The sequence below is a fragment of the Pseudacidovorax sp. NFM-22 genome, assembly GCF_021401245.1.
Lineage (GTDB): Bacteria > Pseudomonadota > Gammaproteobacteria > Burkholderiales > Burkholderiaceae_C > Xenophilus.
Window position 1 is genome coordinate 34889 of sequence record NZ_JACBFY010000002.1, and the last position, 26707, is coordinate 61595.

The window sequence follows — 26707 nt, forward strand, 5'->3', positions numbered from 1 at the left end:
GATGCACCGCAAAGTGGGACACAAGAACGCCGCACATGCTCGTGCGGCCCCATGACGCAACCATGACACCCGGGGACCGCGCCGTCATCGGATTGACATGCCGACGTCACATCATCCCAGACCTACTTTCGCTCCCGCGCCGTGCCCTCGCCCCTGCCGCCCCCTGCTCCGCTCGCCGCCACTGCCCACGGCGCGGACGCCGCCGGATTGATCTGCGGCTACCTCTTCGACGGCGAGGCGTCGTCGCCGCCGCGCCCGCTGGACCTGGACGAGGCCGCGCTGTGGCTGCAGGAGGTCGCCGGCACGCGCAGCGACACCGGCCCCCATGCCGGCGCCGTGGCCCGGGCCGAGCCGGACGGTGCCCCGCCCTATGCCTGGCTGCACTTCAACCTCAGCCATGCGCAGGCCCAGCGCTGGCTGGAGCGCCATGCCGGCCTGCCCGACAGCTTCTACGAGGCGCTGCGCGAGGGCACCCATTCGACCCGCATCGAGCGCGACGACGACGCCCTGGTGGCCGTCATCAACGACCTGCATTTCGACTTCGGCTTCGAGCCTTCGGACATCGCCACGCTGTGGATCGGCGTCGGTCCGCGCCTGGTGGTGACGGCCCGCACGCGGCCGCTGCGCTCGGTGGACGACCTACGCCTGGCCGTGCGCACCGGCGAGGCGCCCCGCTCGACCACCGAACTGCTGGAGCGGCTGATGCGCACGCAGGCGGATGTGCTGGTGGGCGTGGTGCGCACCGTCACCGGCCGCATCGACGCCATCGAGGACGCGCTGCTCGCGCGTCGTCCCGACGCCCAGCGCGCGCGCCTGGGCGAGATGCGGCGGGTGCTGGTGCGGCTTCAGCGCCTGCTGGCGCCCGAGCCGGCGGCGCTGTTCCGGCTGCTGCAGCGCCCGCCGGCCTGGATGGCCGAGGCCGATGCGCAGGGGCTGCGCGATGCGTCGGAGGAGTTCTCGGTCGTGCTGCGCGACATGCACGGCCTGCAGGAGCGGGTGAAGCTGCTGCAGGAGGAGCTCGCCGCCAGCGTGCAGGAGGACAACAACCGCAGCCTGTTCGTGCTGACGGTGGTGACGGTGCTGGCCCTGCCCATCAACATCCTGGCCGGCCTGTTCGGCATGAATGTGGGCGGCATCCCGCTGGCCGAGAACCCGCACGGGTTCTGGCACCTGGTGGCCATCGTGGCCACCTTCACCGCCGTGGCGGCCTGGCTGGCGTTCAGGAAGAAGAAGTAGCGTCGGCGGACGACGACGCCGCGAGGGCGGCCGGCGTCTCCGGCGACTCGTGCACCTGCATGGAGAGGTCGAACAGCTTCGCCTTGCCCGCGTAGTAGCGGTCCAGGCGCCAGTCGCGCAGCACCTCGATGGCCAGGTCGAAGCTCTTGTAGTCCAACGCATAGAGCGAGGACAGGTCGAAGCCGCGGTCGGTCTCCAGCGCCAGGACCAGGGCCGCCAGCGTACGGGCCGCTGGATCTTCCGGCGGGCGGCGTTCGATGTAGCGGCGGGCTTCCTTGATGGCGTTCATGCGTAGGTAGGGGATGACAGACGGTCGCGGATTCTGCCCTTGCGTCCTGCCTGGAAATATGACAACTCCGAGTCAGTCCCGGGGTTGTTCCCAGGGGGCCGCCGGCCCCTTCGTGCCCCCCGGCCCCTGCGCCGGCAGGGCAAAGACCGACTCCTTAGAATCGAGCGGGTGCCCGACCACGACATCAACGCCGACCTGCATTGCCACTCCGTGGTCTCGGACGGCACGTTGACGCCCGAAGCGCTGGCCGCCCGCGCCGCCGCCAATGGCGTGCAGCTCTGGGCCCTGACGGACCATGACGAGGTGGGCGGCCTGGAGCGTGCGGCCGAAGCCGCCCGTGCCAACGGCCTGCGCTTCCTCACCGGTGTCGAGATCTCCGTCACCTTCTGCAACGAGACGGTGCACATCGTGGGCCTGGGCTTCGATGCCGCGGACGCCGCGGTGCGCCAGGGCCTGTACGACACCCGCAATGGCCGCGGCCCGCGCGCCCGCGAGATCGCCGACCAGCTTGCCCGGGTCGGCATCAAGGGTGCCTATGAAGGCGCGCTGCGCTTCGTCGGCAACCCCGAACTCATCTCCCGCACGCACTTCGCGCGCTTCCTGGTCGAGCAGGGCCACTGCCGCGACACCTCCGAGGTGTTCCGCAAGTACCTGACCGAGGGCAAGCCCGGCTACGTGCCCCACCGCTGGGCCAGCCTGGGCGACGCGATCCGCTGGATCCGCGATGCCGGCGGCGTCGCGGTCATCGCGCACCCGGGCCGCTACAAGTTCACCGCGAACGAGGAATACGCCCTCTTCACCGAGTTCAAGGGCCACGGCGGCCAGGCGGTGGAGGTGGTTACCGGCAGCCACACGCCCGCCGAATACGTCGAATACGCCGACAAGGCGAAGGAGTTCGGCCTGGCCGCCTCCCGCGGCAGCGACTTCCACAGCCCCGACGAAAGCCATTGCGACCTGGGGCGCCTGCCCCTTCTCTCGCCCAGCCTGCAGCCCGTCTGGTCCCTGCTGGCGGACCGCGTGCAGTGACAGGCGCGGCCTGCGCCCCGCGGGGTGCCGTCCCCGCGAGCGACACGCTGCGGACGCTGGCTGGCATGGCCCTGCTGCTGCTGGCCGTCGGGTGCTTCGCGGTGCTCGACACCACCACCAAGGTCGCCTCGGCCACCGTGCCCGTGTTCATGGCCGTGTGGTTCCGCTATGCCTTCCAGGCCGTGGCCACCACCGCCATCCTGCTGCCCCTGCATGGCACGGCGCTGCTGCGCACGCAGCACCCGCGCTTCCAGGTGCTGCGCGGGGCGTTGCTGCTGGGCAGCAGCCTGCTGGCCTATCTGAGCCTGGGCCACATGCCCATGGCCGAATTCACCGCCATCGTGCTGGTCGTGCCGCTGGCCGTCACGCTGATGGCGGCCACCCTCCTGGGCGAGCGGGTGTCGGCCCTGCGCTGGGCCCTGGTGGCCGGCGGCTTCGTGGGCACGCTGCTGATCCTGCGCCCGGGCGGCGAGGGCTTCGGCTGGGCGGTCGTGATGCCCGTGGGACTGGTGGTGTGCAACGCCTGGTTCCAGGTGCTGACCAGCCGCCTGGCCCGCACCGAGAAGCCGCTGACGCTGCACTTCTACACCGGCTGGGTGGGCACGCTGATCGCGGCCCTGTTCCTGCCCTTCGCCTGGCAGGCGCTGCCCGCCTGGCAGGACTGGGCGCTGCTGGCCCTCATGGGGCTGATGGGCACGGTGGGCCACTTCCTGCTGATCCTGGCCTACCAGCGCGCCCACGCGTCCACCCTCACCCCCTTTCTCTACGCCCAGATCGGCTTCGCCATGCTGGGGGGCTGGCTGGTGTTCGACCAGTTGCCCGACCGCATGTCGTTCGCGGGCATCGGCCTGATCGCCGTGTGCGGCGCCGGCGGCGCCTGGCTGACGGTGCGCGAGCGGCGCCAGCCCATCGAGCCGGTCGAGGGCTGAACTTCGACAGGAGGACAAGACCATGGCCCAGTATTTCGAGGTCCACCCCGACAACCCGCAACCGCGCCTGCTCAAGCAGGCGGTGGCCCTGCTCGCCAAGGGCGAGGTGATCGCGGTGCCCACCGACTCCAGCTATGCGCTGGCGTGCCAGCTGGACGACCGGAATGCCGTCGACAAGCTGCGCCGCATCCGCCAGATCGACGAGAAGCGGCTGCTGACCCTGCTGTGCCGCGACCTGAGCGAGCTGGCCAATTACGCCCGCGTGGACAACCGCCAGTACCGCCTGCTCAAGACCTGCACGCCCGGCCCCTACACCTTCGTTCTGGAGGCGACCAAGGAAGTCCCCCGCCGCGTGAGCCATCCGCAGCGCAAGACCATCGGCCTGCGGGTGCCCGAGCATCCCGTGCTGGCCGAGCTGCTGGCGCTGCACGGCGCGCCGCTGCTGGCCAGCACGCTGATCCCGCCGGGCGAGACCGAGCCGATGAACGACCCGCAGGAGATCCGCGACCGCTTCGAGAAGCTGGTCGGCGCCGTGATCGACGCCGGTGCCTGCACCTCCGAGCCGACCACGGTGGTCGACCTCACGCCCATGGACGCGGGCGGCGAGCCGGCGCTGATCCGGCAGGGCCGCGGCCCGCTGGGGCCGCTGGGCCTGTGAATCCGTCTGAGACAATCCCGCGGTGGAAGCCTCCAACCTCATCCAGACCGTCCTCATCTACGCCCTGCCGGTGATCTTCGCGATCACGGTGCACGAGGCGGCCCATGGCTACGTCGCCCGGCACTTCGGCGACAACACCGCGCAGATGATGGGGCGGCTCACGCTCAACCCGCTCAAGCACATCGACCCGATCGGCACCATCGCCATGCCGATCCTGCTGTATTTCGCCACCTCGGGCGCCTTCCTCTTCGGTTATGCCAAGCCGGTGCCGGTCAACTTCGGCCACCTGCGCAACCCCAAGCGCGACATGATCTGGGTGGCGCTGGCCGGGCCGGCCTCCAACTTCATCCAGGCCATCCTCTGGACGCTGTTCCTGGTCGGCCTCACCGTGGCGGGCGTGCAGGAGCGCTTCTTCGTCGGCATGGCCAACGCCGGCATCCTGACCAACCTGGTCATGTGGGCCTTCAACCTGTTCCCGCTGCCGCCGCTCGACGGCGGCCGCATCCTGGCCGGCGTGCTGCCACGCGGCCGGGCACAGTACTGGCTAGCACGCATCGAGCCCTTCGGTTTCTTCATCGTCATGGGCCTGGTGGTGCTGGGCGTGGTCGGCTCGCTGTGGCTGCGGCCGCTGATGGGCCTGGGCTATGCCTTCCTGAACCTGCTGATCTCTCCCATTGCCGCGCTGCTGCGCTGACCCCCTTTTCGCTGCCGTCCGCCCCGCCATGTCCTCCGCCTCCGCTCCGACCCGCTTCCTGACCGGCATCACCACCACCGGCACGCCGCACCTGGGCAACTACGTGGGCTCGATCCGCCATTCGGTGCGCTTCAGCCAGCGCCCGGACGTGCAGAGCTACTACTTCCTGGCCGACTACCACGCGCTCATCAAGTGCGACGAGCCGGCGCGCATCCAGCGTTCCACGCTGGAGATCGCGGCCTCGTGGCTGGCGTGCGGGCTCGACCCGGAGCGCGTGACCTTCTACCGCCAGTCCGACATTCCCGAGATTCCGGAGCTGACCTGGTTCCTGAGCTGCGTGACCGGCAAGGGCGTGCTCAACCGCGCCCATGCCTACAAGGCCGCGGTGGACCGCAACACCGCCGCCGGCACCGACCCGGATGCGGACGTCAGCATCGGCCTCTTCATGTACCCGGCGCTGATGGCGGCCGACATCCTGATGTTCAACGCCCACAAGGTGCCGGTGGGCCGCGACCAGGTGCAGCACATCGAGATGGCGCGCGACATGGCGCAGCGCTTCAACCACCTCTACGGCGAGCACTTCACGCTGCCCGAGGCCGAGATCGACGACGCCGTCGCCCTGCTGCCCGGCCTGGATGGCCGCAAGATGAGCAAGAGCTACGGCAACACCATTCCCCTCTTCTCCTCGCGTGCGCAGCTGCAGAAGCTGATCGCCAGCATCGTGACCGACTCGCGCGCCCCCGGCGAGCCCAAGGAGACCGAGGGCTCGGCGCTGTTCCAGATCTACCAGGCCTTCGCCACCGCCGACGAGACCGACGCGCTGCGCAAGGCCTATGCCGAGGGCATCGCCTGGGGCGACGCCAAGCAGGTGCTGGTGGACCGCATCGACCAGGAGGTCGCCCCCCTGCGCGAACGCTACGAGGCGCTGATGGCCGAGCCCCAGCGCATCGAGGACACGCTTCGCGCGGGCGGCGAGAAGGCCCGCGTGCTCTCGCGCGCGCTGACCTCGCGGCTGCGCGAGGCCGTGGGCCTGCGCAACCTGGGCCAACTCGGCGCTGCCGCCGGCGGCACGACGAAGGCCGCCAAGGCCGCCCGGCCCAGCTTCAAGCAGTACCGCGAGCGCGACGACGGCCAGTTCTACTTCAAGCTGCAGGACGCCCGCGGCACGGTGCTGCTGCAGAGCCAGGGCTTCGCCTCGCCCCAGGAAGCCGGCCGCGCCATCGCGCAGTTGCAGGCGGAGGGCGAACCGGCCCTCGCGGCGCTGGCCTCCCGGCTCGCGCCGCTGGACAATGCGGCGCGCGCTGCCGTCGTGGCAGCGCTGGCCGTGCTGGCGGAAGCGGCGGCCGAATCCGCCCCAGCGTCCTGACCCGGCACGTCGCCCCCGACGGACGCCATCTCCCGGCCCTCTCTCCAGACACGCACACCATGAGCATCTACGTCATCGACGACCACCCCCTCATGCGCGAGGCCATCGTGATGGTCCTTCGCCGCCTGCGGCCCTCCGAGAACGTGGTCGAACTCGACCGCCTGGACAAGCTGGCCAACGCCGTGGAGCACCACGGCCGGCCCAAGCTGTTCTGCCTCGACCTCAAGCTGCCCGACGTCACCGGCGTCTCGGGCGTGCTGACGGTCAAGGAGTCGTACCCCGACATCCCCGTGGCCGTGTACTCCGCCTCGCCCGCCGCCGACATGGAAGAGGCCTGCATCGAGGCCGGTACGGACATCTACATCGAGAAGTCCAGCGGTTCGGCCGAGCTGACGGCGGCCCTGCGCGGCCTGCTGTCGGCCGACGACGGCGACCTGGAGCCGCCGGCGCCCACCGGCAAGCTCTCGCGCCGGCAGACGCAGCTGATCGCCATGCTGGACCAGGGCCTGTCCAACCGCGACATCGCCACCCAGCTGGAGATCAGCGAGCACACCGTCAAGGTGCACCTGTGGCGGCTGTTCCGCCGCCTTGGCGTGAAGAGCCGCACGCAGGCGCTGCACCACGCGCGCAGCCACGGCCTGCTGTCGAACTTGCGCTGACCCCCAGGCTGCGCGCTTGGCGCTCCGCCTCCCCCCTGCGGGGGGCACCCAGCGGCCCGGCGAAGCCGGTTCCGTAGGTCAGCCCACGGCGTCCGACATGCGGGCCTGGGCCTGGGCCTCGTCGGCGTCGGTGAGCATCACGCGGAAGACGCTGCCGCGACCGACGCGGGAGCGCACGCTCACCGCATGGCCCAGGGCGTGCGACAGGCGGGCCACGATGGCCAGGCCGAGGCCAAAGCCGTCGGAGGTGCCGGCGTCGTGGTCGGCCACCTTGTAGAACTCCAGGAAGACGTCGCGCAGGTGCTCGCGCGGGATGCCGATGCCGGTGTCCCACACCTCCACCCGCAGCCCCTCGCGGGTCTGGCGCGCCGCCAGCAGGATGCCGCCCTCGTGCGTGTACTTGATGGCGTTGGACAGCAGGTTGCCCAGCATGCGCCGCACCCGCACCGGGTCGGTCAGCACCGTGCCGGGGACCATGTGCACCCGGAAGCGCAGGCCCTTGGCCTCGGCCACCGGGCGGTACTGCAGCTCCAGGTCGCGCAGCAGCTGCACCACGTCCACCCGCTCGATGTGCAGCCGCACCTGGCCCGAATCGATGCGCGCCAGGTCGAACAGCGAGTCGAACAGCACGTTCACCGCCTGCGTGGCGCCCGAGATCTTGGGCGCGATCTCGTGCACCAGCTCCGGCTCGTTGCGCAGCCAGTCGGCGTACAGCGACAGCGCCAGCACCGGCTGGCGCATGTCGTGCGCCGCGCTGGCCAGGAAGCGGTTCTTCATCGCCACCGCCGAGACGGCCGCCTGCCGCTGCTGGGTGAGCGAGGCGATCAGGATCTTGTTGTGGAAGAGCAGCTCGAAGCTGTTGCGCGCCGTCTCGTAGATGCGCCGACCCGCGTGCAGCAGCAGCCACCAGTGCAGCGCCGGCAGCAGCACGAAGGGCAGCCCGAACTGCAGGCCCTCGATGCCCACCTCCGCCACCCGGATGCCCATGCACAGCAGCATGGTGATGAACAGCGAGGCCATGTAGCGCCGCAGCACCGGCGGATGCAGCGCGATGCTGACCACGGGGAAGGTGGCGGCGCCCGCCACGATGAACCAGCAGATGAACTGGTTGACCAGCGGTGTGCGCTCGAAGAACAGGTACGCCGACATGCCCCAGACCACGCCGCTGGCGCCCCAGAGATGCCGGTACCGGTGGACGAAATGCTCCTGCGCATCGGCGTCGCGGCCTTCGTAGCGCAGCCGGTAGAGGTGCTCGAAGCGCACCCGCGCGAGCGAGACGCAGACCACCAGGAAGACCCAGAGCGAGGCGACCCACCAGGGCAGGTCGCGCCAGCTCAGGGCCACGATGACGGGCGTGAGCACCGCCGCCAGGATGTAGTTGCCCCGGGCGGCCCGCATGAGCGAGCGCACCAGTTCGCCGCGGACCCAGCGGTCCGCCTCATCGCCGGAAACGGGTGAAGGCGTCATTCCCACGAGCGAGGAATGGCGCCATCCGCCGAACGACGTCACCGGAGCATCCATGCGCTGCTGTTGGCCCAGAAAGAAAAAAGCCCCATGAGGGGCCTCGAAGGCACCGCCGGAACCGGCTTCGCCCGGCCGGTCGGCACCTCCCGCATCGCCTCGCGGGGGTCGCGCGGCGCGGGCGCTAATGTAGCACCGCCCCAGGGACCCGCCGGACGCCGCGGCGGCCCCGGCGCATCCCTACGCCGCCGCACCGGCATCGCCGAGGTCCTGCATCAGCGCCTCGCCCAGTTGCGCCAGGGGCAGCACCCGGCCTGCCGCACCCAGCGCGATGGCCTCGCGGGGCATGCCGAAGACGACGCAGCTGGCCTCGTCCTGCGCATAGGTCAGGGCGCCGGCGCAGCGCAGCGCCAGCAGGCCGGCGGCGCCGTCGCGGCCCATGCCGGTCATCAGCACCCCGCAGGCGCGCCGGCCCAGCAGCCGGGCGGCGCTGTCGAAGAGCACGTCGACCGACGGCCGGTGCCGGTTGACCGGCGGCGTCGCCAGCAGCGCCGCCTCCAGCCGGCCCTGCTCTCCGCGCCGGACGGCCAGATGGTGGCTGCCCGGCGCGATGAGCGCCTGCCCGGCACGCAGCGGCTCGCCGTCGCGGGCCTCGGCGACGCGCAGCGGCAGGTGGCGGTCCAGCCGGTCGGCGAAGCTGCGGGTGAAACCGGCCGGCATGTGCTGCACCACCAGGACGGGCGGACAGTGCGGCGGCAGCTGGGCCAGGAACTGCAGCAAGGCCTCGGTGCCGCCGGTCGAGGCGCCGGCGACTATCACCCGCTCGCCCCGCCACGCCCGGCGCCCGGGCGGTGCCGCCGGGCCGGGCCCACGATCGGCGCCGGCCGCCGGGCCGTCGTCGGCGCGGGCGGTGGCCGCTGCCGGCCGCGCACGGGCCGTCTCGGCCGCGCGCGCGGCCCGCGCCTCCTGCACCGCCTGGCGCAAGGCCTGGCAGATGGCATCGCCGTCGTCGCGCAGGCCCTGCGCCACGCCCAGGCGCGGCTTGGGCAGCACGCCGCAGGCGCCCAGCGCGCGGGCCTGCCGCGCGACCTGCACCTCGGCCTCGGTGGGCGTGGCCACGATCAGCACCGGCAGCGGCGGCCCGCCGGCCAGCTCGCGCAGGAAGTCCAGCCCGTTCATGCCCGGCAGCTGGATGTCCAGCGTCAGCGCGTCAGGCGCCAGCGCCGCGATGCGCGACCGGGCCGCGGCGGCGTCGCCGGCGGTGCCCACGGCCTGCATGTCGGGCTGCGCATCGATGATGGCGCACAGCACCTGGCGCACCAGCGCCGAATCGTCCACCACCAGGATGCGCAGGCGCTCGTCCGGCATCAGTCGAAGAGCTCGATGGCACCGGCCACCGGCGTGCGGGCCAGGCTGGCCTGGTAGGACTGCTCGCGGCAGGCCACGCTGGCCGGCAGCGCCTCGTTGAGCCGCTTGACGCGGGCTTCGCCCGTGCGGGGAAAGTACGCCACCTTGCGCGGGCAGGTGTCGGCCAGGTCCTGCGCCCGCACCGGGATGCGTTCGGTGGCCAGGAAGTCGAGCACGAAGCGGGCGTTGCGGTGGCCGATGTTGACCTGGTTCATGCCGGGGATCACGTTGGCGCCGCCGAACACCTTGGCCTCCAGCCGGTTCCGGCGGGCGCCCAGCTTCACCAGCTGGTTGATCAGCACCTCCATGGCATAGCTGCCGTAGCGCGCCGGGGCCGAATCGGCCGGGCCGGTGGCGGGGCCGGCGTCGGGCAGCATGAAGTGGTTCATGCCGCCCACGCCGCGTTCGGCATCGCGGATGCAGGCCGCGACGCAGGAGCCGAGCACGGTCACGAGCACCAGGTCCTCGGCGGTGGCATGGAACTCGCCGGGCAGCACGCGCACGCCGCGGCGACCGAAGACGGTCTCGTAGTGCAGCGTGCCGCTGCCGGCCGGATGCAGGTCCAGGCTCATGGGCGGGCTCCGTTGCGGGCGGCGTGTCGGGCGGCTGTGCGTCTCATGGGCCTGCCTTCACGCGCTCGTACACGGTCTGGGCCCGCAGCCGGAACAGGTCCGAGGCGAACAGCAGGCTTTCCGAATGGCCGACGAAGAGCAGCCCGTCGGGCTCCAGCAGGCGGGCGAGCTTGCGCAGCACCTGGTATTGCGTGGGCTTGTCGAAATAGATCATGACGTTGCGGCAGAAGATGGCGTCGAAGGGCGCCAGCGCAGGCCAGTCGGGCGCCAGCAGGTTCAGCGGCCGGAAGGCCAGCAGGGCCCGCAGCTCGGGCCGCACGCGCACCCGGCCCGCGTTGGCGCCGGTGCCGCGCAGGAAGTGACGCTGCAGCTGCTCGGGCGGCAGGCGCTCCACCCGCTCCTGGTCGTAGACGCCGGCCTCGGCCGTCGCCAGCACGCGGGTGTCCAGGTCGGTCGCCAGGATCTCCAGCGGCGGACTGGGGCTGGCCCACTCCTGCGCGGCGGCCATGGCGATGGAATACGGCTCCTCGCCGGTGGAGGCGGCGCAGCTCCACACGCGCAGCGCCCGCTGCCGCCGCAGGCCGCGCAGGTGGCGCATCAGCACCGGAAAGTGGTGCGGCTCGCGGAAGAAGGCCGTGAGGTTGGTGGTCAGCGCGTTGACGAACTGCTCCCACTCGGGCTGGGCGGCATCGCCTTCCAGCGCGTCCAGGTAGTCGCGAAAGCGCCCGATGCCGCAGCTGCGCAGCCGCCGCGACAGCCGGCTGTAGACCATCGCCTCCTTGCTCTCGGCCAGGGCGATGCCGGCACGGGCGTGGATCAGGCGGCGCACGCGCTCGAAGTCGGCCGGGCCGTAGTCGAACTCGCGCGCGGAGACGGTCGGCGCAGGCATGGCGGCGGCGGAATTGCTCACTGCGCCACGTGGGCCAGCAGCGCCTCCAGGTCCAGCAGCATGACCATGCGGTCCTGCAGCGTGGCCAGGCCGGTGATGCACGACAGGTCGACCGCGGCCATATCGGGCCGGGGCTGCACCTGCTCGGCCGCGAGCGTGACCACCTCCGAGACGCCGTCCACCACCATGCCGATGACCTTGGCCCCGACGTTGACGATGATGACGGCGGTGAAGCGGTCGCAGTCGGCCTGCGGCAGGCCGAAGCGCAGCCGCAGGTCCACGATGGGCACGATGGCGCCGCGCAGATTGATCACGCCGCGCACCGCCGGATCGGCCTGCGGGATGCGGGTGACCGGCTCGTAGCTGCGGATCTCCTGCACCTTGAGGATGTCGATGCCGTAGTGCTCGGTGTCGAGCCGGAAGGTGAGGATGCCGGTCTGCGCCATCTGGGCGGCGAGTTCGGCGGCGGGAATGGCGGGTTCGGCAGCGCGCATGAGGGGCCTCAGGCAGGAAGGGGTTCGGTGGAAAGGAAAGCGTCCGCGCTCTCCAGCGGCGACGGCAGGCGGACGGACGAGGCCGCCTGCCGGCCCAGTCCCGCCGCATCGAGGATCAGCGCGACACGGCCGTCGCCCATGATGGTGGCGCCCGAGATGCCCGCCACCTTGCGGTAGTTGGCCTCCAGGCTCTTGATGACGACCTGGTGCTGGCCCAGCAGCGCGTCCACGAAGAGCGCGATGCGCTGGCCCTCGGTCTCCAGCACGATGAAGATGCCGTCCGCGCCGGGCGGCGTGCCGCCTGGCAGGCCCAGCACCTCGTGCAACGCCACCACCGGCAGGTAGCGCCCACGGATGCGCAGCACGCGGCCCGCGCCTGCCACGCTGCGCACGGCGTCGCCCTCGGCCCGCAGCGATTCGACGATGAAGGCCAGCGGCACGATGAAGACCTCGCCGCCGCAGGCCACCGACAGGCCGTCGAGGATGGCCAGCGTGAGCGGCAGCCGTACCGCGATGCGCGTGCCGCGGCCCTTCTCGCTGTGGATGTCCACCCGGCCGCCCAGGGCCTGGATGTTGCGGCGGACCACGTCCATGCCCACGCCACGGCCCGAGACGTCGGTGACCGCGGCCGCGGTGGAGAAGCCGGCCTCGAAGATCAGCGCCCACACCTGCGCGTCGGTGGGCTGCTCGGGCACGGCCATGCCGCGCTCGCGCGCCTTGGCCAGGATGCGCTCGCGGTCCAGCCCGCGGCCGTCGTCGGCCACCTCGATGACGATGCTGCCGCCTTCGTGGCGGGCGCTCAGCGTGATCGCGCCCGCGGCGGGCTTGCCGGACGCCACGCGCTCGGCGGGCAGTTCCAGACCATGGTCCAGGCTGTTGCGCACCAGGTGCGTGAGCGGGTCGACGATGCGCTCGATCAGGCCCTTGTCCAGCTCGGTGCCCTCGCCTTCGAGGCGAATCTCCACCTCCTTGCCCAGGCGCTGCGCCAGGTCGCGTGCCAGGCGCGGGAAGCGGCTGAACACGGCCGAGATCGGCATCATGCGGATGGCCATGGCGGCCTCCTGCAGGCCGCGGGTGTTGCGGTCCAGCAGGTCCAGGCCGCTGCGCAGCCGCTCGACCTGCTGCGGCGTGTCGCCCAGCGCATGCTGGGCCAGCATGGACTGGATGATCACCAGCTCGCCCACCAGGTTGATGATCTGGTCGACCTTGTCGACGCTCACGCGGATGGAGCTGGATTCGTGGCCCGCATGCGCCGCGCCCGCCCCGGTCGACGGCGCAGGCAGGCCGGCGGACGCGGCCACGGCGGGCGACGCCGGCGGCACGGCACAGACGTCGGCAACCGCACCAGCACCAGCACCAGCACCAGCACCAGCACCAGCACCAGCACCAGCCCCTGCACCTGAACCCGGCACCGGCTCGGCCTCGGCCAATGGCTCGGGCACGTCGTCGAAGAAGCCGAAGGCCACGCCCTCGCCGGCCAGGGGCCCGGCGGCTTCGTCCGCTTCGCCGGCGCCAACCACAGGCGCGGGCAGCGCGGCGGACGGCGGCGTCGCCAGCGGTGCCTCGGCCACGGGGGCCGGCCAGGCCGCTGGAGCGGGCACCGCCACCGGACCGGCCAGCGCCGACAGTTGGGCCCGCGCCGCCTCCACCTGGGGCGCAGGCACCGCGGCTTGGCCCTCGAAGGCGCCGATCTGCGCCCGCATCACGTCGGTCGCCACCAGCAGCGCATCGACGATGTCGGCGCTGAGCGCCAGCCGCTGGTCGCGCAGCCGGTCCAGCAGCGACTCCGCCACATGCGCGAGGCCGGCGACCTCGTCGAGGCCGAAGGTGGCGGCCCCGCCCTTGATGGAATGCGCCGCCCGGAACAGCGCGTTCAGCATCTCGCCATCCACCCGGTTGGGGCTGAGGGCGAGCAGCAGCGACTCCATCGCGTCCAGGTGCTCGCGGGCCTCCTCCACGAAGATGCCGACGAATTCGCTGAGGTCCACTTTCATGACCGCGCTCCTGCAGTGCCGCTCACGCCAGCACCTTGCCGATCACCGCGATCAGCGTCTTCGGGTCGAAGGGCTTGACCATCCAGCCCGTCAGGCCCGCCGCGCGGCCGGCCGCCTTCATCTCGGCGCTGGACTCGGTGGTCAGCATCAGGATGGGCGTGCGCGCATGCTGCACCTGGCCACGCAGGCGACGGGTGAAGGTCAGGCCGTCCACATGCGGCATGTTCTGATCGGTGACGATGGCGTCCACGTGCACGCCGCCGGCCAGCTTGTCCAGCGCCTCGGCCCCGTCGGCGGCCTCGACCACGGCGTAGCCGCCCATGCGCAGCGTCATCGCCACCATCTGGCGGATCGAGGGGGAATCGTCCACGGTCATGACGGTCTTGTTCATGGCTTGCTCCTCCCCGCGCGTCAGAAGGATTCCCAGCCCGCTTCGGCCCCGGCACCGGCCAGCACGGGCGCGGGGGCCGACAGGCGCCGCGGTGCCGGCCTGGCGCGCCCGGCCGGGCCGGTGGCGGTCACGGCGGCCGTCGCGCCGCGGGGCTTGCGCGCGGGCGGCGCCGCGGCCACCGTGGCATCGGCACCCAGGCGGAAGACCGCCACGCTGCGCACCAGGTGCTCGGCCTGCTCCTTGAGCACGGCGGCGGCGGCCGACAGCTCCTCCACCACCGCGGCGTTCTGCTGCGTGGCCTGGTCCATCTGCACCACCGCCTGGCCCACCTGGGCCACGCCCAGGCTCTGCTCGCGGCTGGCGGCGCTGATCTCGCCGGCCACCTGGGCCACGCCGCGGATCGCGCCCACCACCTGCTCCATGGTGCTGCCGGCCTGGTCGGCCAGGTCCGAGCCGTGGGCCACGGTCTCCACGCTGGCGGTGATGAGCGACTTGATCTCCTTGGCGGCCTCGGCACTGCGCTGCGCGAGCGCCCGCACCTCGCTGGCCACCACCGCGAAGCCGCGGCCCTGCTCGCCCGCGCGCGCGGCCTCCACGGCGGCATTGAGCGCCAGGATGTTGGTCTGGAAGGCGATGCCGTCGATCACGCCAATGATCTCGGAGATGCGGCCGGCGCTGTCGGCGATGCCGCGCATGGTCTCCACCACCTGCGCCACCACGGCGCCGCCCTCGGCCGCCACCTGCGAGGCGCGCGTGGCCAGCTCGCTGGCCTTCTGCGCATGCTCGGAGTTGTGGCGCACGGTGGTGTTGAGCTGCTCCATCGAGGCGGCCGTCTCCTCCAGCGCCGAGGCCTGCTGCTCGGTGCGGGCCGACAGGTCGCTGCTGCCCGCGGCGATCTCGCGGCTGGCCGAGGCCAGGCCGTCGGCATTGCGGCGCACCTCGCTGACCACCGCAGCCAGCTTGCCGCGCATGGCCTCCAGGCTGTGCAGCAGGCGGGCCGTCTCGTCGCGGCCCTCGGCATGCACGCGCACCGTCAGGTCGCCCGCCGCCACCGATTCGGCCACGCCGGAGGCGCCGGCGATGGGCCGGGTGATCGAACGCGTGACCAGCACCGAGCACAACCCGCCCAGCAGCACCGCCGCCAGGCCGCCGACCAGGATCATCCATTCGCTGCTGCGCAGCGTGTCGATCGTGTGCTGGCGATGGCGGCTGCCGTCGGCCCGGATGTCCTCGCTCACGCGCTCCAGGGCGGCCAGGTAGGTGTCGGCATACGCCACCAGCGCCTGTTCCTGCTCGGCCGTCATGGCGCGGCCGGCCGACTGGGCGGCGAAGAGTTCCTCGCGCAGCCGGGTGTAGGCCGCGCGGTCGGCCACCACGCGGGCGATGTGCTGGCGGCCCTCGTCGTCGACGGCCGAGTCGGCGACGCTCTTGGCCATCTCGCCGATGCGCTGCGAGGTGGCCTGGGTCTCGCGCGAGAGGGCCTGCACATAGGCCCCGTCGCGGCTGTGCAGCAGGGCCAGCGACCGCACCATGTTCAGCCGGATGTCGGCCGCCCACTGCTGGGCCAGCACCTCGCGGTCGTGGATCACGTTCGCCTGGTAGTCCAGCGCCTCGCGCAGCATCCGCAGCCGCGAGACGCCCAGGGCCGCCACCAGGCCGGTGACGATCAGCACGAGGAGGAAGGCGGCCGCGAGCCGGCTGCCGGTCTTGAAGTTGTTCAGGCGCATGAGGACGCTTTCGGGTCAGAAGAATTCATGGGTGCCCGCGCCGGGGGCGCCAGGCTTCGGGCAGGCGGTGCCATGCGCATCGCCCCAGGCGGCCGCGGGCGGCCAGGCCGGCGATCGCCGGGCCGCGTCGGCCGAGCCGGTGTCGGCGGCGGCATGGCGCAGGGCACCGGCCAGCTGCGACTGCCGGCGCTGGGCGGCCTGCAGCAGCTGGCCCAGCGTGTCTTCGGCCTGCAGGGCCACCATCACCTGCCGCAGGGCCGTGCGGACCGCGACGTCCGAATCGGCGTGCGCGCCGGCCACCTGCACGAAGCCGGCGCGCAGGTCGCCCATGGCCTGCGCCAGCATGGCGCCGGCCAGCGCCAGCTCCTGGGCGCCCGCCTCGAGTTGCGCTGCCAGGCTGCAGCTGTCGACGGGCAGGGGCGCGTTCATGCGGCGCCCCACAGGCCCAGCAGCCCCTCGGCGTAGCCGTCCACCTCGACCTTGAACACGGCCCGGCGCAGACGCGCGGTGGCGGGCGGCAGCAGGGCGGCGACGGCGGGCTCGCCGAAGGCGGTCTGCAGCAGGGTCAGCCGGCCGGCGTCGTCGCGCACGATCAGCCGTGCCCCCACGTTGAGCACCTCGGCGAAGTTCTCGCGCAGCGTGTCGTCCAGGGCGCCGGCGCGCACCCGGTCGTCGGCGGCGTCGGCCGGCACCAGCGAGAGCGCGGCCGCCAGGTGCGCGGCCAGCGGCAGGTCGGCCGCCAGCCAGGCCAGCGGCGTGCGGTCGCCGCCGTGGTAGCTACCGGCGGCCGCGAAACGGCAGCGGGTGGCGGCCGGCTGCATCGACGCCTCCACGGCGCGCCGCAGCAGCAGGCCGAGCGAGCGCTCCACCTGGGCCGCCGTGGGCAGGGACAGCATCATGGCGGCCGCCGTCATTCGAGCAGGTCCACCAGCGCCACGCGGAAGTCCTCGGCGCTGAAGGGCTTGCCGATGAGGAAGGCCGCCCCGGCATCGAAGGCCTGCTGCTGCATCTCGGCGCTGACCTCGGTGGTGACGAAGCCGAAGGGCGTCGTCGACGCCTCGGCGCGCAGGGCCTGGAGCAGCTCGATGCCGGTCATCGCGGGCATGTTCCAGTCCGAGATGATCAGTTCGGGCGACTCGGCATGGGCGGCCGCCAGCGCCTGCTGGCCGTCGGCGGCCTCGACGATGTGGTGGCCGCGGAAGCCGGCCTCGCGCAGCATGTGGGCGATGACCTGCCGCATGGCGCGGCTGTCGTCGGCGATCAGGATCTTCATGGCGACTCCTTGGATGAGGCCTCAGGCATGGGCCAGGCGGGAGGCCGGGGGCAGGTCGTCGGCGAAGGCGCCGGCGCCCTCCTCGCCGGCGTCGTCGAAGGCGCTGGCCTGGGCCGCGGGGGCCGTCCGGCCGCCCGCACCGGCGCCGCGGAACACGCTCACCGCCTGGCCCAGGTGCTGGGCCTTCTCCTCCAGCGCGGCAGAGGCGGCGGCCACCTCCTCCACCAGCGCGGCGTTCTGCTGCGTCACCTGGTCGAGCTGGATGACGGTCTGGTTGATCTGCTGGATGCCGGCCGTCTGCTCGGCGCTGGCCGCGGCGATCTCGCCGATGAAGTCGGTGACGCGCCTGACGCTGTCGACCACCTCGCCCATGGTGCTGCCGGCCTCGCCCACCAGGCGCGTGCCGGCGTCCACCTTGGCCACGGCGTCGTCGATCAGCGCCTTGATCTCGCGCGCGGCCTGGGCCGAGCGCTGCGCCAGCTGGCGCACCTCGGCCGCCACCACCGCGAAGCCGCGGCCCTGCTCGCCGGCCCGGGCGGCCTCCACCGCGGCGTTGAGGGCCAGGATGTTGGTCTGGAAGGCGATGCCGTCGATCACGTCGATGATCTCCACCACCCGCTTGGACGAGCCGTGGATCGAGGCCATGGTCTGCACCACCTGCGCCACCACGCCGCCGCCCCGGGCCGCCACCTGCGAGGCGGAGACCGCCAGCTCGTTGGCCTGGCGCGCGTTCTCGGCGTTCTGGCCCACGGTGCTGGTGAGCTCCTCCATCGACGCGGCCGCCTCCTCCAGCGCACTGGCCTGCTCCTCGGTGCGCGAGGACAGGTTCAGGTTGCCCTGCGCGATCTCGGTCGAGGCGGTGCTCACGCCCGCCACGCCGCTGCCCACGTCCGCGATCACGGCGACGAAGTTGGCGCTCATCTGGTTGAGGGCGCTGACCAGCGCCCGCGTCTCGTCGCCGCGGCGCAGCACGAAGCGGCGCGGATCGGCGCTGGCGATGGCGCGGGCGGTGCGCACCGCGGCATCCAGCGGGCCGAGCACGGTGCGCTCCAGCATCAGGCCCAGCACCGTCCAAGCCAGGGCCGAGGCGGCGGACAGGCCGGCGAGCAGGCCGGTCGCCGACCCGGCCACGCCGCTCCAGGCCAGCCACGCACCCACCGCGGCGCTGGCCACGGCCAGCGTGCCGGTGGCCCAGGCCATGCGCCGGCGCAGCGGCAGGCGGCGCAGTGCGGCCATGGGATCGGCCCAGACCGGGCCGACCGGCTCGCCCTGGCGCACGCGCAGCCGGCTGCCGCCCTTGCGCAGGCGCTCGTAGAGCTGCTCGGCCGCGCGCACATCCTCGGGCGAGGGCCTGTTGCGCACCGACATGTAGCCCTCGATGCGGCCATCGGCGCAGATGGGGCTGGCGTTGGCCCGCACCCAGTAGAAGTCGCCGTTCTTGCAGCGGTTCTTGACGATGCCGGTCCACGGCAGGCCCTGCGCCAGCGTGGCCCACATGTCGGCGAAGACCTCCGGCGGCATGTCGGGGTGGCGAATGATGTTGTGCGCCCGGCCCAGCAGCTCCGATTCGGCGAAGCCGCTGATGTCCACGAAGGTGCCGTTCACGTAGGTGATGCGGCCCTTGAGGTCGGTGCGCGAAACCATGAAGCCGTTGGCCGGCAACTGGCGCTCCTGGGTGGTGATGGGCAGGTTGATCCGCATCGCTGTTCCTTGGCTGTCCGGCGCTGCCCGGGAAGATCCGGACAGGTCGTGGAAACAGATTGGAGCTAACAATACGTGACAAATCGTTTCTTCTCTGTGTCTTTTGCCGACTGGAAAAGGCAGGCTGCCTTTTCTTGATTTGCGTCAATTCCACGTCCCAAATGGGCTCGCAGCATGGGAAGAACGCCCATCGCCGCGACCGGTGTGCGCCCGCGGAGCCCCTGCGCCGCGGTGGGATGTTCAGATTCAGGACAGAACGGCTTGTTACCTTTTGCCTGACCCTGTGTCACCTGCCGGTCACGCACAGCGGCACAACCACGAGACAAGCCGGACACCTTTCTCCATGCCTTCCAACCCTTCCCCGACCTTTCACGTCCTCGTCGTCGGCGCCGACGGGGCCGCGCGCGCCGCCCTGTGCGCCTGGCTCGGGCGCACCGGCCACCGCGTGCGCCCCGTAGCCGGCGTGGGCGAGGCCGTCGCCTGGCTGGGCTCGGGCGTTCCCACGGACGTGCTGCTGTGGCTGCCGGGCCCGGGCGAGTGGGAGCCCGAACGGGCCTGTGCCCGCCTGCGTGCCGGGGACCCGTGGCTGCCCATCGTGTCGCTGCTGGAGGCGCCGGACGAGGCGCGCGCCATCGAGGCCTTCGCGGCCGGCATGGACGACTGCCTGCATCTCGGGCTGAGCGACGCCCTGCTGGAGGCCCGGCTGGCGCGCCAGGCGCAGCGCTCGGCCCTGCTGGCCGACTGGCGGCGCCAGCTGCAGCGCCAGCGCGGCATCCAGGACAACATCGCCGACGCCGTGGTCACCGTGGACGCGCAGGCGATGGTGGTCGACGCCAACCGCGCCGCGCTGCGCTACTTCGGCGCGGCCGGCGCGCGCAGCCTGGCCGGCCAGCCGCTGGAGGCCGTCATCGGCGCGGCGCCCGGCCAGCTCGCCACCGGCGAGCGCCTGTGGCTGCGCACGGCCGACGGCGACGGCTTCTGGGCCCAGGCCAGCGCCAGCCGCTGGTGCGAGGCCGGCGCCGTGCGCACCACCTGGGTCCTGCGCGACCTGACCGAGGCGCTGCGCAACGAGCGCATGCGCGACGAATTCCTGGCCAGCGTCAGCCACGAGCTGCGCACGCCGCTGACCTCCATCCTCGGCGCCGTCGGCCTGCTGGCCTCGGGCGTGGCCGGCCGGCTGCCGCCGACCGCACAGCCCCTGGTGGCCGCCGCGCAGCGCAACGGCGAGCGCCTGGGCAAGCTGATCGACGACGTGCTGGACTTGGCCAAGCTCGAAGGCGACCGCATGACCCTGCATTGCCAGTCGCAGGCGCTGGCCCCGCTGGCCGGCGAGGCCGTGAGCGCCGCGCAGGCCTATGCGGCGCGTGCCGGCGTGCAGCTGCGGCTGCGCTGCCCGGCCACCACGCCGGTTACCGGCCGCGGCGCCAGCGTGGATGCCGACCGCCTGCTGCAGGTGCTGGCCAACCTGATCTCCAACGCCATCAAGCATTCGGCGCCCGGCCAGACGGTGCTCATCGAGCTCAGCGACACCGGCGACGGCCAGCGCATCGCCGTCACCGACCAGGGCCGGGGCGTGCCGGCGGCGTTCCGCTCGCACCTGTTCGAGAAGTTCGCCCAGGCCGAGGGCGGCGACCAGCGCGGGCCGGGCGGCACCGGCCTGGGCCTGCACCTGGCGCGGCTGCTGGTGCAGCGCATGGGCGGGCGCATCGGCTACGCGCCCGGCGCCGGCGAGGTCGGCTCCACCTTCGACGTCTGGTTCCCGGCCGAACCGGTCCCGCAGCCGGTCCGCGCGAGGGCGATGCCATGAGCATTCACCCGGCTGTTCCGAAGAGTGCCTGCACCGCAGGCGAAGCCGACGGCGTTCGGATCGACGCCCCCCTCGACGGCGACGACGCGCTGCGGCGCGTGATGTGCGTGGAGGACGACGACGACATCCGCTACATCCTCGACTTCAGCCTCAGTCAGATCGGCGGCTACGAGGTCTGCGCGGTGGGCAGCGGCGCCGAGGCGCTGCAGGCGGCCCCCCGCTTCCGGCCCGACCTGGTGCTGCTGGACGTCATGATGCCGCAGCTGTCCGGCCCGCAGACCCTGCAGCAGCTGCGGCAGCTGCCCGGCATGGAAGGCGTGCCGGTGGTCTTCCTCACGGCCAAGGCGATGCCCGAACAGCTGGAGGAGCTGCTGCGCCACGGCGCCACCGGCGTGATCGTCAAGCCCTTCGACCCCGTGCGCCTGCCGCAGGACATCCGCATGTACTGGGAGCACGGCCGTGGGCCCCGGGGCTGACCGCGGCGGGCCCGCCTACGCGGCGCTGCGCCGCCGCTTCCTCGACGGCCTGCCCCAGCGCCGGGCGGCCATCCTGGAGGCTGCCGATGCCCAGGGCCGCCAGCAGGCGCTGCACCGCCTGGCCGGTGCCGCCGGCAGCTACGGCTTCGCCGCGCTGGGCGAGCTGGCGCGCCATGCCGAAGGGCAGACCGACCCGGCCGGCATCCGCCAGGCCCTCGATGCACTGGAGGCCGCCCTCGACGGCCTGATCGCCCCCGCCCGCGACGGAGACACGCCACCATGGAAATCAGCAGCCACCACGCCGGACACGACATCGTCGTGATCGCCCTGCGCGAGGCCAACCTCGACGCCAGCAACGTGCGCGAGTTCAAGGAGACCGTGCAGGCCCTGGTCGGCCCCACGGCGACGCGGGTGGTGTTCGACCTGCAGGGCGTGAAGTTCATCGACAGCTCGGGCCTGGGCGCGCTGATCTCCTGCCTGCGGCAGCTCAACGCCCGGCGCGGCGACCTGCGGCTGTGCAACCTCACGCCCACGGTGCAGGCGCTGCTGGCGCTGATGCGCATGAACCGCGTGTTCCAGATCTTCCCGGACCGGCAGGATGCCATCGCCTCCTTCGGCTGAGGCGGGTCCGGACCCAGCGCCGGACGCGCGCGCCGAGGCCGGCCCCGACGCCGCCCTGGAACGCGCCCTGCGCCGGCGCGAGCAGCAGCTGCGCTGGGTGGGCCTGCTGGTGGCCGTCGCGGTGCTGCTGACGATGGCCGCCCGGGTGGCACAGGGCTGGAACAACCTGCACGACGAAGCGCAGGAACACGCCCGGCTGCATGCCACGGCGCTCGCCAGCCTGGTGGAGGCCCGGCTGGACCGGGCGGAAGCCGCCACGCAGGCCCTGGCGGCCGCCTGGCCGGCCGGCACGGCCGACACACCCGCCTTGCCGGAGGCCGCCGGCGAAGGCCTGCGGCCTCCGTGGGACCACGAGCTGCTGGCCGTGCTCGCCCTCGACGCGCACGGCGCGCGCCTGGCGCAGGACGGCGCCCCCCCGCTGCGGCTGCCGCTGGCCAGCCTGGGCCTGCCGGCCACGGCGTCGGCCTGCGACCCGTGCGTCGGCCGGCGGCTGCCCGCGGCGGCCCTGCCGCCCCTGCTCGCGCAGCGGGCACCGGCCGGCGTCGTGCCGGTGCTGCGCGTGCTGCCGGGCCAGCGCGGCTGGGCCGTGGCCCTGCTGCAGGCCGACAGCCTGGACCGGCTGACCGATGCGCTGGCCCAGGAGCGCGGCGGCTGGGCCCTGCTGGCCGGCCCCGCCGGCGAAGTGCTGTCGGCCAGCGCCAACGCGCCCTGGCCGGCCGGCACCCGGGCCGGCGCCGTGGACCCGGGCGACCCGGCCGCCGAGCAATGGCTGCCGCAGCGGGCCCTGAAGGTGCGGGTCGTCCAGCCGCGCCAGCCGCTGCTGCAGCACCTGCTGCGCCAGATCCGCCCGGGCGTCGGCCTGACCCTGTTCACGCTGGCCATCGTGCTGGTGGCGCTGCGTGCGCTGCGCCACAGCATCGCGAGCCAGCACAGGGCACGCGCCACCCTGGCCCGCCTGCATGCGCAGGGCGAGCAGCGCGCCCAGCGCTGGCGCCGCGCGCTGGCGGCGTCGGGCGACGCGCTGTGGGAATGGCGGCTGCCCGACGGCCGGGTCGACCTGAGCGAGCGCTGGGCCGCCATGCGCGGCGAGCCGCCGGCCGAATGCCGCTACGACAGCGCCGCCTGGCTGGCTCTGCTGCATCCCGAGGACCGGCACACGCTGGCGGACCGGCTCGCCCGCCACCTGCGCCGGGAGCTCGCCAGCCTGCATTGCGAGGCCCGCGTGCGCTGCGCCGACGGCCGCTGGAAGTGGATGCTGCTGCGCGGCGTGGCCCTGCCCGTGACGCGCGCCGGCCAGGAGGCCATGCATGTGCTGGGCTTCGTCACCGACATCGCCGACCAGCGCGCCAACGAGGCGGCCCTGAGCACCGCCCAGGCCCGGCACCAGGCCGTGCTCGACAGCGCACTCGACGCCGTCGTCACCGCCGACGCCCGCGGCAAGGTGGTCGACTTCAACCCCGCTGCCGAACGCATGTTCGGCCTGCCGCGCGAGCAGGCGCTGCACCGCCCCATCCACCGCCTGCTGGCCCCCGGCGAGGCCCGGCGCGCCATGCGCCAGCGCGCGATGCACGCCCTTCGCGGCGCCGGCGTGGGCATGCATGGGGGCGGCCGCATCGACGTGATGGGGCTGCGCGCCAACGGCCAGCACTTCCCGGTGGAGGCCACGGTGGTGGCGGTGCGTGCCGGCGCGCAGACGCTGTTCACCGCCACCATGCGCGACATCTCGGAGCAGCGCCGCGTGGAGCGCGCCCTGCGCGACAGCGAGGTGCGCGCCCGCGCCACCTTCGAGCAGGCGGCCGTGGGCATCTTCCTGCTGGACGAGCGGCAGCAGCAGCTGGTGCGCGTCAACCAGACGCTGTGCCGCCTGCTGGGCCGCGATGCCGCCGCGCTGCTGGGCCTGCCGCTGCAGGGCCTGCTGCATCCGCTGGACGCGCCCGCCGTGATGCAGGGCACCGCCCAGCTGTTCGACGGCGCCAGCACCAGCCTGCGGCTGGAGGCCCGGCTGGTGCGTGCCTCCGGCCGGCCGCTGTGGGTGCGGCTGACCGCCTCGCTCGCGCGCGACGACCGGGGCCGCGTGCTCTACCTCATCGGCATCGTCGAGGACATCGAGGAGCAGCGCCAGCACCGCGAGGACCTGCGCGCCGCGCGCCAGCTGGAGGTGATGATCAGCGCCCGCATCCAGGCCTCGCTGCTGGTGGCCGCGCCCGCCGTGGACCTGCCGGGCCTGTGGCTGAGCAGCTTCAACCATGCTTCGCAGGACATCGACGGCGACTTCTTCGAGGTGATGCGCCCGGGCCCGCGCTGCGTGGACCTGATCGCCGGCGACGTGATGGGCAAGGGCGTCAATGCCGCGCTGCTGGGCGCGGCCGTGAAGATGCAGTTCAGCCGCTCGCTGGTGGAGCTGATGATGCAGCCCGCCGCCCGCGACGCCACACCCGAGCCGGCCGACATCCTCAACGCCGTGCACGCGGCCATGACACCGCACCTGCAGGCGCTGGAGACCTTCGTCACCCTGGCCTACGTGCGCATCGACCTGGCGCGCGGCCTGCTCACCTGGTGCGGCTGCGGCCACGAGGAGGTGATGCACATCGGCCCGGGTGGCGCCGTGGCGCTGCTGCGCAACCAGCATCCGCCGCTGGGCGTGCTGGCCGACACCCGCTTCACGCAGGAAAGCCGGCCCGTGGGCCCGGGCGACGCCCTGCTGCTGCATTCCGACGGCCTGTGCGACGCCCGCCTGGGCGACGGCGAGCGCGTGGGCGTGCAGCAGGTGCATGCCGCCTTCCGCCGGCTGGCCCGGCACCATGCCACGCCGGCCGCCATGCTGCACCGCATGCGCCAGCAGCTGCTGGCCGGCACCATGCTGACCGACGACGTGACGCTGGCCACCGTGCGGGTGTTCGACCCGCAGCAGCCCGTGCAGCGCCTCGAACTGCCCGCCGAGCCGGCGGCCATCGGCGCCCTGCGTGCCCTGGTGGACCGCGGCCTGGCCGAGGCCGGCCAGACTTCGCCGGCCAGCGGCCTGTTCACCGTGGCGGTGGTGGAAGCCTTCACCAACATCGTGCGCCACACGCGCGGGCGGCTGCCGCAGGCGCCGGTGGAGGCCCTGGTGCAACGGCAGCCCGACGCGCTGGAGGTGTCGCTGATCCACATCGGCGAGCCCTACGTGCCGCCCGAGGACGAGCTGCCCACCAACTTCGACGACTACCCCGAGGGCGGCTTCGGCCTGACCATCATCCACAAGGCCTGCGACCGGGTCGACTACCTGCACCACGACGGCGTGAGCACCGTGCGGCTCACCCGCTGGCTGGACGAGGCCGCTCCTGGCGGGAGTTTGCAGTCCCGTCACGATCTGGCCGCCCCCTCGGCCGTCCAATCCCAGGACCGTCCCCAACCCCACTCCCAGCCCGCATGAACATCGCCCTCCTGGAAGACGACCCCGATCAGCGGGACCTGGCCACCCTGTGGCTCAGCCACGGCGGCCATCAGGTGACCAGCTTCGGCAGCACCGGCGAGCTGATCCGCGAGCTGGGCTCGCGCCGCTACGACCTGCTGGTGCTGGACTGGACGCTGCCCGACGGCACCGGCGGCGACGTGCTGACCTGGCTGCGCAACCGCCCGGGCGTGCAGCCGCCGGCCATCGTGCTGACCTCGCGCGACGAGGAGGCGCATGTGGTCGAGGGCCTGAACAGCGGCGCCGACGACTACCTCGTCAAGCCCGCGCGCCCGGCGGAGCTGCTGGCCCGCATCAGCGCGCTGAGCCGCCGCGCCCGCACGCGCGGCCCCCAGGTGCTGGAGCTGAACGGCTACCGCGTGGACCTGGTGCAGCACCGCATCGCCGTCGACGGCACGCCGGTCGACCTGACGCAGAAGGAATTCGACCTGGCCGTCTACCTCTTCCAGAACCCGGGCGTGCTGCTGTCGCGCGAACACCTGCTCAACCGCGTCTGGGGCAAGACGGCGGACGTGACCACCCGCACGGTGGACACCCACATCAGCCGCCTGCGCCGCAAGCTGCGGCTGGACGGCCAGGGGCCGCTGCGCCTCACGCCCGTGTACGGCCAGGGCTACCGGCTGGACGCGATCGAACTGCACGGTGCGCAGGCGGACGCCGGCGCGGGCACGGAAGCCGAAACGCAGATGGACGCGGTCGCCCAACTGGCGGCCGCGCTGCCGAGCGCCTGTGCAGGCCCAGGCCCGGCCCCGGGCGCCGACGAAGGCGCGGGGGCGGACACCGTGGCCGCCGCGGGCATCGACTGCTGCCCGGGTGTGCTCGCCCAGGGCGGCCCCGCCGAGCCGCGCGAAGTGCTGGACCACCTGGCCCGCGCCGCGCGCTTCCGCGATGGCGAGACGGCCGCGCACATGGTGCGGGTGGGCTTCCTGGCCTGGGCCCTGGCCCTGGCGGCCGGCTGCAGCCCCGAGGCCGCACTGCTGCTGCGGCAGGCCGCGCCCATGCACGACGTCGGCAAGATCGGCGTGGCCGATGCGCTGCTCAAGCACCCGGGGCACTTCTCGTCGGACCAGCACCGGCAGATGGAGGCCCACACCATCATGGGCGCCGAGATCCTCGGCGGCTCCGACCTGCCGCTGCTGCGCCTGGCCGCCGAGATCGCCCTGACCCACCACGAGCGCTGGGACGGCGGCGGCTACCCGCGCGGCCTGCGGGGCGACGCCATTCCGCTGCCGGGGCGCATCACGGCCCTGGTCGACTTCTTCGATGCGATGGTGAGCGAGCGCCGCTACCGCGCGCGCATGAAGCCCGAAGAGGTGCTGCGCCTGCTGCACGCGCAGAGTGGTGCGGCCTTCGACCCCACGCTGGTGTCGATCTTCATCCGCCATGGCGAGCGCATGGCACGGGTGTGCGAGCAGGTGATGGCGCGCGGCCTGGGCTTCGACGCGCTGACCGACCCGCAGGCGCTGGACTTCGCGGCCCTGCCGGCCGGCGCCTGAAGACCCGGACGGCCGGCATCCCGGACCGGCCTTGCCGCCCGGGCAGGTCCGTCCCGTGGCACGGGTGCGGGCCGGGCGATGACGGACGGC

Annotated in this window: 26 protein-coding genes; 13 read left to right on the forward strand and 13 right to left on the reverse strand. The window is 72.9% G+C overall.

The window, feature by feature from the left end; all coding sequences use genetic code 11:
* Positions 1 to 141: 141 nt before the first annotated feature.
* Entirely contained in the window at positions 142 to 1236 is a 1095-nt protein-coding gene (locus L0984_RS05840; RefSeq protein WP_234192826.1) for a transporter, read from the forward strand.
* On the opposite strand, the gene L0984_RS05845 is transcribed toward L0984_RS05840, so the two are convergent.
* Positions 1220 to 1525: a hypothetical protein gene (locus tag L0984_RS05845; protein WP_234192827.1), complete on the reverse strand. Its 306-nt coding sequence runs from the start codon at positions 1523 to 1525 to the stop codon at positions 1220 to 1222. The genes L0984_RS05840 and L0984_RS05845 overlap by 17 nt on opposite strands.
* A gap of 168 nt (positions 1526 to 1693) precedes the next feature.
* Between L0984_RS05845 and L0984_RS05850 the strand changes: the two genes are divergently transcribed.
* The 6 genes from L0984_RS05850 (at position 1694) to L0984_RS05875 (ending at position 6857) form a co-directional block, all read left to right on the forward strand.
* The gene (locus L0984_RS05850; RefSeq protein ID WP_234192828.1) at positions 1694 to 2551 is read left to right on the forward strand and encodes a 3',5'-nucleoside bisphosphate phosphatase; all 858 of its coding nucleotides are present in this window, start codon (positions 1694 to 1696) and stop codon (positions 2549 to 2551) included.
* 65 nt (positions 2552 to 2616) lie between these two features.
* Positions 2617 to 3480, forward strand: a complete 864-nt coding sequence (locus tag L0984_RS05855) for a DMT family transporter (RefSeq protein WP_081682305.1) — start codon at positions 2617 to 2619, stop codon at positions 3478 to 3480.
* A gap of 22 nt (positions 3481 to 3502) precedes the next feature.
* A complete protein-coding gene (locus L0984_RS05860; protein ID WP_234192829.1) occupies positions 3503 to 4138 on the forward strand; it encodes an L-threonylcarbamoyladenylate synthase in 636 nt (211 codons plus the stop codon).
* A gap of 22 nt (positions 4139 to 4160) precedes the next feature.
* On the forward strand, positions 4161 to 4832 hold the full coding sequence (locus tag L0984_RS05865; RefSeq protein WP_234192830.1) for a site-2 protease family protein: 672 nt from the start codon (positions 4161 to 4163) through the stop codon (positions 4830 to 4832).
* A 28-nt stretch (positions 4833 to 4860) separates the two neighbouring features.
* Positions 4861 to 6198 (forward strand): tryptophan--tRNA ligase, encoded by a 1338-nt coding sequence (locus L0984_RS05870; protein WP_234192831.1) that lies wholly within the window; start codon positions 4861 to 4863, stop codon positions 6196 to 6198.
* 59 nt (positions 6199 to 6257) lie between these two features.
* On the forward strand, positions 6258 to 6857 hold the full coding sequence (locus L0984_RS05875) for a response regulator transcription factor (RefSeq protein ID WP_234192832.1): 600 nt from the start codon (positions 6258 to 6260) through the stop codon (positions 6855 to 6857).
* 78 nt (positions 6858 to 6935) lie between these two features.
* Here the strand turns inward: L0984_RS05875 and L0984_RS05880 are convergent, their stop codons facing one another.
* From L0984_RS05880 to L0984_RS29885, 12 genes are all read right to left on the reverse strand, one after another.
* Complete coding sequence (locus tag L0984_RS05880) at positions 6936 to 8324, reverse strand: sensor histidine kinase (RefSeq protein WP_234192833.1); 1389 nt, start codon at positions 8322 to 8324, stop codon at positions 6936 to 6938.
* A gap of 234 nt (positions 8325 to 8558) precedes the next feature.
* Entirely contained in the window at positions 8559 to 9686 is a 1128-nt protein-coding gene (gene cheB / locus L0984_RS05885; protein ID WP_234192834.1) for a chemotaxis-specific protein-glutamate methyltransferase CheB, read from the reverse strand.
* Positions 9686 to 10297 carry a chemoreceptor glutamine deamidase CheD gene (gene cheD / locus L0984_RS05890; RefSeq protein WP_017758062.1) on the reverse strand — a complete coding sequence of 204 codons (612 nt, stop codon included), beginning with the start codon at positions 10295 to 10297 and terminating at the stop codon, positions 9686 to 9688. Before cheD ends, cheB begins: the two co-directional genes overlap by 1 nt.
* Positions 10298 to 10340: 43 nt before the next feature.
* Positions 10341 to 11186 (reverse strand): CheR family methyltransferase, encoded by an 846-nt coding sequence (locus L0984_RS05895; RefSeq protein ID WP_234192835.1) that lies wholly within the window; start codon positions 11184 to 11186, stop codon positions 10341 to 10343.
* A 17-nt stretch (positions 11187 to 11203) separates the two neighbouring features.
* Positions 11204 to 11680, reverse strand: coding sequence for a chemotaxis protein CheW (locus L0984_RS05900; RefSeq protein WP_017758060.1), 477 nt, complete (start codon positions 11678 to 11680; stop codon positions 11204 to 11206).
* An 8-nt stretch (positions 11681 to 11688) separates the two neighbouring features.
* A complete protein-coding gene (locus tag L0984_RS05905; protein ID WP_234192836.1) occupies positions 11689 to 13674 on the reverse strand; it encodes a chemotaxis protein CheA in 1986 nt (661 codons plus the stop codon).
* Between the two features lie 22 nt (positions 13675 to 13696).
* On the reverse strand, positions 13697 to 14065 hold the full coding sequence (locus tag L0984_RS05910; protein ID WP_234192837.1) for a response regulator: 369 nt from the start codon (positions 14063 to 14065) through the stop codon (positions 13697 to 13699).
* 20 nt (positions 14066 to 14085) lie between these two features.
* Positions 14086 to 15792, reverse strand: a complete 1707-nt coding sequence (locus L0984_RS05915; protein WP_234192838.1) for a methyl-accepting chemotaxis protein — start codon at positions 15790 to 15792, stop codon at positions 14086 to 14088.
* Between the two features lie 15 nt (positions 15793 to 15807).
* Positions 15808 to 16221 (reverse strand): hypothetical protein, encoded by a 414-nt coding sequence (locus tag L0984_RS05920; protein ID WP_234192839.1) that lies wholly within the window; start codon positions 16219 to 16221, stop codon positions 15808 to 15810.
* Positions 16218 to 16706, reverse strand: coding sequence for a hypothetical protein (locus L0984_RS05925; protein WP_234192840.1), 489 nt, complete (start codon positions 16704 to 16706; stop codon positions 16218 to 16220). Before L0984_RS05925 ends, L0984_RS05920 begins: the two co-directional genes overlap by 4 nt.
* Positions 16703 to 17065: a response regulator gene (locus L0984_RS05930; RefSeq protein WP_114802711.1), complete on the reverse strand. Its 363-nt coding sequence runs from the start codon at positions 17063 to 17065 to the stop codon at positions 16703 to 16705. Before L0984_RS05930 ends, L0984_RS05925 begins: the two co-directional genes overlap by 4 nt.
* Positions 17066 to 17086: 21 nt before the next feature.
* Entirely contained in the window at positions 17087 to 18766 is a 1680-nt protein-coding gene (locus tag L0984_RS29885) for a methyl-accepting chemotaxis protein (RefSeq protein ID WP_305079907.1), read from the reverse strand.
* Between the two features lie 343 nt (positions 18767 to 19109).
* Here L0984_RS29885 and L0984_RS05945 point away from each other — a divergent pair, with 343 nt between their 5' ends.
* Genes L0984_RS05945 through L0984_RS05970 form a run of 6 tightly spaced genes read left to right on the forward strand, consistent with a single transcriptional unit; the run spans position 19110 to position 26617 of the window.
* Positions 19110 to 20573: a sensor histidine kinase gene (locus tag L0984_RS05945; protein WP_234192841.1), complete on the forward strand. Its 1464-nt coding sequence runs from the start codon at positions 19110 to 19112 to the stop codon at positions 20571 to 20573.
* Positions 20570 to 21049, forward strand: coding sequence for a response regulator (locus L0984_RS05950; protein ID WP_234192842.1), 480 nt, complete (start codon positions 20570 to 20572; stop codon positions 21047 to 21049). The genes L0984_RS05945 and L0984_RS05950 overlap by 4 nt, the downstream gene beginning before the upstream one ends.
* Complete coding sequence (locus L0984_RS05955) at positions 21033 to 21371, forward strand: Hpt domain-containing protein (protein WP_234192843.1); 339 nt, start codon at positions 21033 to 21035, stop codon at positions 21369 to 21371. Before L0984_RS05950 ends, L0984_RS05955 begins: the two co-directional genes overlap by 17 nt.
* Positions 21329 to 21670, forward strand: coding sequence for an STAS domain-containing protein (locus L0984_RS05960; protein ID WP_043115079.1), 342 nt, complete (start codon positions 21329 to 21331; stop codon positions 21668 to 21670). Before L0984_RS05955 ends, L0984_RS05960 begins: the two co-directional genes overlap by 43 nt.
* The gene (locus L0984_RS05965) at positions 21648 to 25082 is read left to right on the forward strand and encodes a PAS domain S-box protein (protein ID WP_234192844.1); all 3435 of its coding nucleotides are present in this window, start codon (positions 21648 to 21650) and stop codon (positions 25080 to 25082) included. Before L0984_RS05960 ends, L0984_RS05965 begins: the two co-directional genes overlap by 23 nt.
* On the forward strand, positions 25079 to 26617 hold the full coding sequence (locus L0984_RS05970) for an HD domain-containing phosphohydrolase (protein ID WP_234192845.1): 1539 nt from the start codon (positions 25079 to 25081) through the stop codon (positions 26615 to 26617). The genes L0984_RS05965 and L0984_RS05970 overlap by 4 nt, the downstream gene beginning before the upstream one ends.
* The last annotated feature ends 90 nt before the right edge of the window (positions 26618 to 26707 follow it).

Bases quoted from the DNA above. Each gene is read 5' to 3' on its own strand.
- L0984_RS05845 (WP_234192827.1), bottom strand. From the start codon at position 1,525: ATGAACGCCATCAAGGAAGCCCGCCGCTACATCGAACGCCGCCCGCCG.
- L0984_RS05855 (WP_081682305.1), top strand. From the start codon at position 2,617: ATGGCCCTGCTGCTGCTGGCCGTCGGGTGCTTCGCGGTGCTCGACACC.
- L0984_RS05860 (WP_234192829.1), top strand. From the start codon at position 3,503: ATGGCCCAGTATTTCGAGGTCCACCCCGACAACCCGCAACCGCGCCTG.
- L0984_RS05870 (WP_234192831.1), top strand. From the start codon at position 4,861: ATGTCCTCCGCCTCCGCTCCGACCCGCTTCCTGACCGGCATCACCACC.
- L0984_RS05875 (WP_234192832.1), top strand. From the start codon at position 6,258: ATGAGCATCTACGTCATCGACGACCACCCCCTCATGCGCGAGGCCATC.
- L0984_RS05880 (WP_234192833.1), bottom strand. From the start codon at position 8,324: ATGACGCCTTCACCCGTTTCCGGCGATGAGGCGGACCGCTGGGTCCGC.
- cheB (WP_234192834.1), bottom strand. From the start codon at position 9,686: ATGCCGGACGAGCGCCTGCGCATCCTGGTGGTGGACGATTCGGCGCTG.
- cheD (WP_017758062.1), bottom strand. From the start codon at position 10,297: ATGAGCCTGGACCTGCATCCGGCCGGCAGCGGCACGCTGCACTACGAG.
- L0984_RS05895 (WP_234192835.1), bottom strand. From the start codon at position 11,186: ATGCCTGCGCCGACCGTCTCCGCGCGCGAGTTCGACTACGGCCCGGCC.
- L0984_RS05900 (WP_017758060.1), bottom strand. From the start codon at position 11,680: ATGCGCGCTGCCGAACCCGCCATTCCCGCCGCCGAACTCGCCGCCCAG.
- L0984_RS05905 (WP_234192836.1), bottom strand. From the start codon at position 13,674: ATGAAAGTGGACCTCAGCGAATTCGTCGGCATCTTCGTGGAGGAGGCC.
- L0984_RS05910 (WP_234192837.1), bottom strand. From the start codon at position 14,065: ATGAACAAGACCGTCATGACCGTGGACGATTCCCCCTCGATCCGCCAG.
- L0984_RS05915 (WP_234192838.1), bottom strand. From the start codon at position 15,792: ATGCGCCTGAACAACTTCAAGACCGGCAGCCGGCTCGCGGCCGCCTTC.
- L0984_RS05920 (WP_234192839.1), bottom strand. From the start codon at position 16,221: ATGAACGCGCCCCTGCCCGTCGACAGCTGCAGCCTGGCAGCGCAACTC.
- L0984_RS05925 (WP_234192840.1), bottom strand. From the start codon at position 16,706: ATGACGGCGGCCGCCATGATGCTGTCCCTGCCCACGGCGGCCCAGGTG.
- L0984_RS05930 (WP_114802711.1), bottom strand. From the start codon at position 17,065: ATGAAGATCCTGATCGCCGACGACAGCCGCGCCATGCGGCAGGTCATC.
- L0984_RS29885 (WP_305079907.1), bottom strand. From the start codon at position 18,766: ATGCGGATCAACCTGCCCATCACCACCCAGGAGCGCCAGTTGCCGGCC.
- L0984_RS05945 (WP_234192841.1), top strand. From the start codon at position 19,110: ATGCCTTCCAACCCTTCCCCGACCTTTCACGTCCTCGTCGTCGGCGCC.
- L0984_RS05950 (WP_234192842.1), top strand. From the start codon at position 20,570: ATGAGCATTCACCCGGCTGTTCCGAAGAGTGCCTGCACCGCAGGCGAA.
- L0984_RS05960 (WP_043115079.1), top strand. From the start codon at position 21,329: ATGGAAATCAGCAGCCACCACGCCGGACACGACATCGTCGTGATCGCC.
- L0984_RS05965 (WP_234192844.1), top strand. From the start codon at position 21,648: ATGCCATCGCCTCCTTCGGCTGAGGCGGGTCCGGACCCAGCGCCGGAC.
- L0984_RS05970 (WP_234192845.1), top strand. From the start codon at position 25,079: ATGAACATCGCCCTCCTGGAAGACGACCCCGATCAGCGGGACCTGGCC.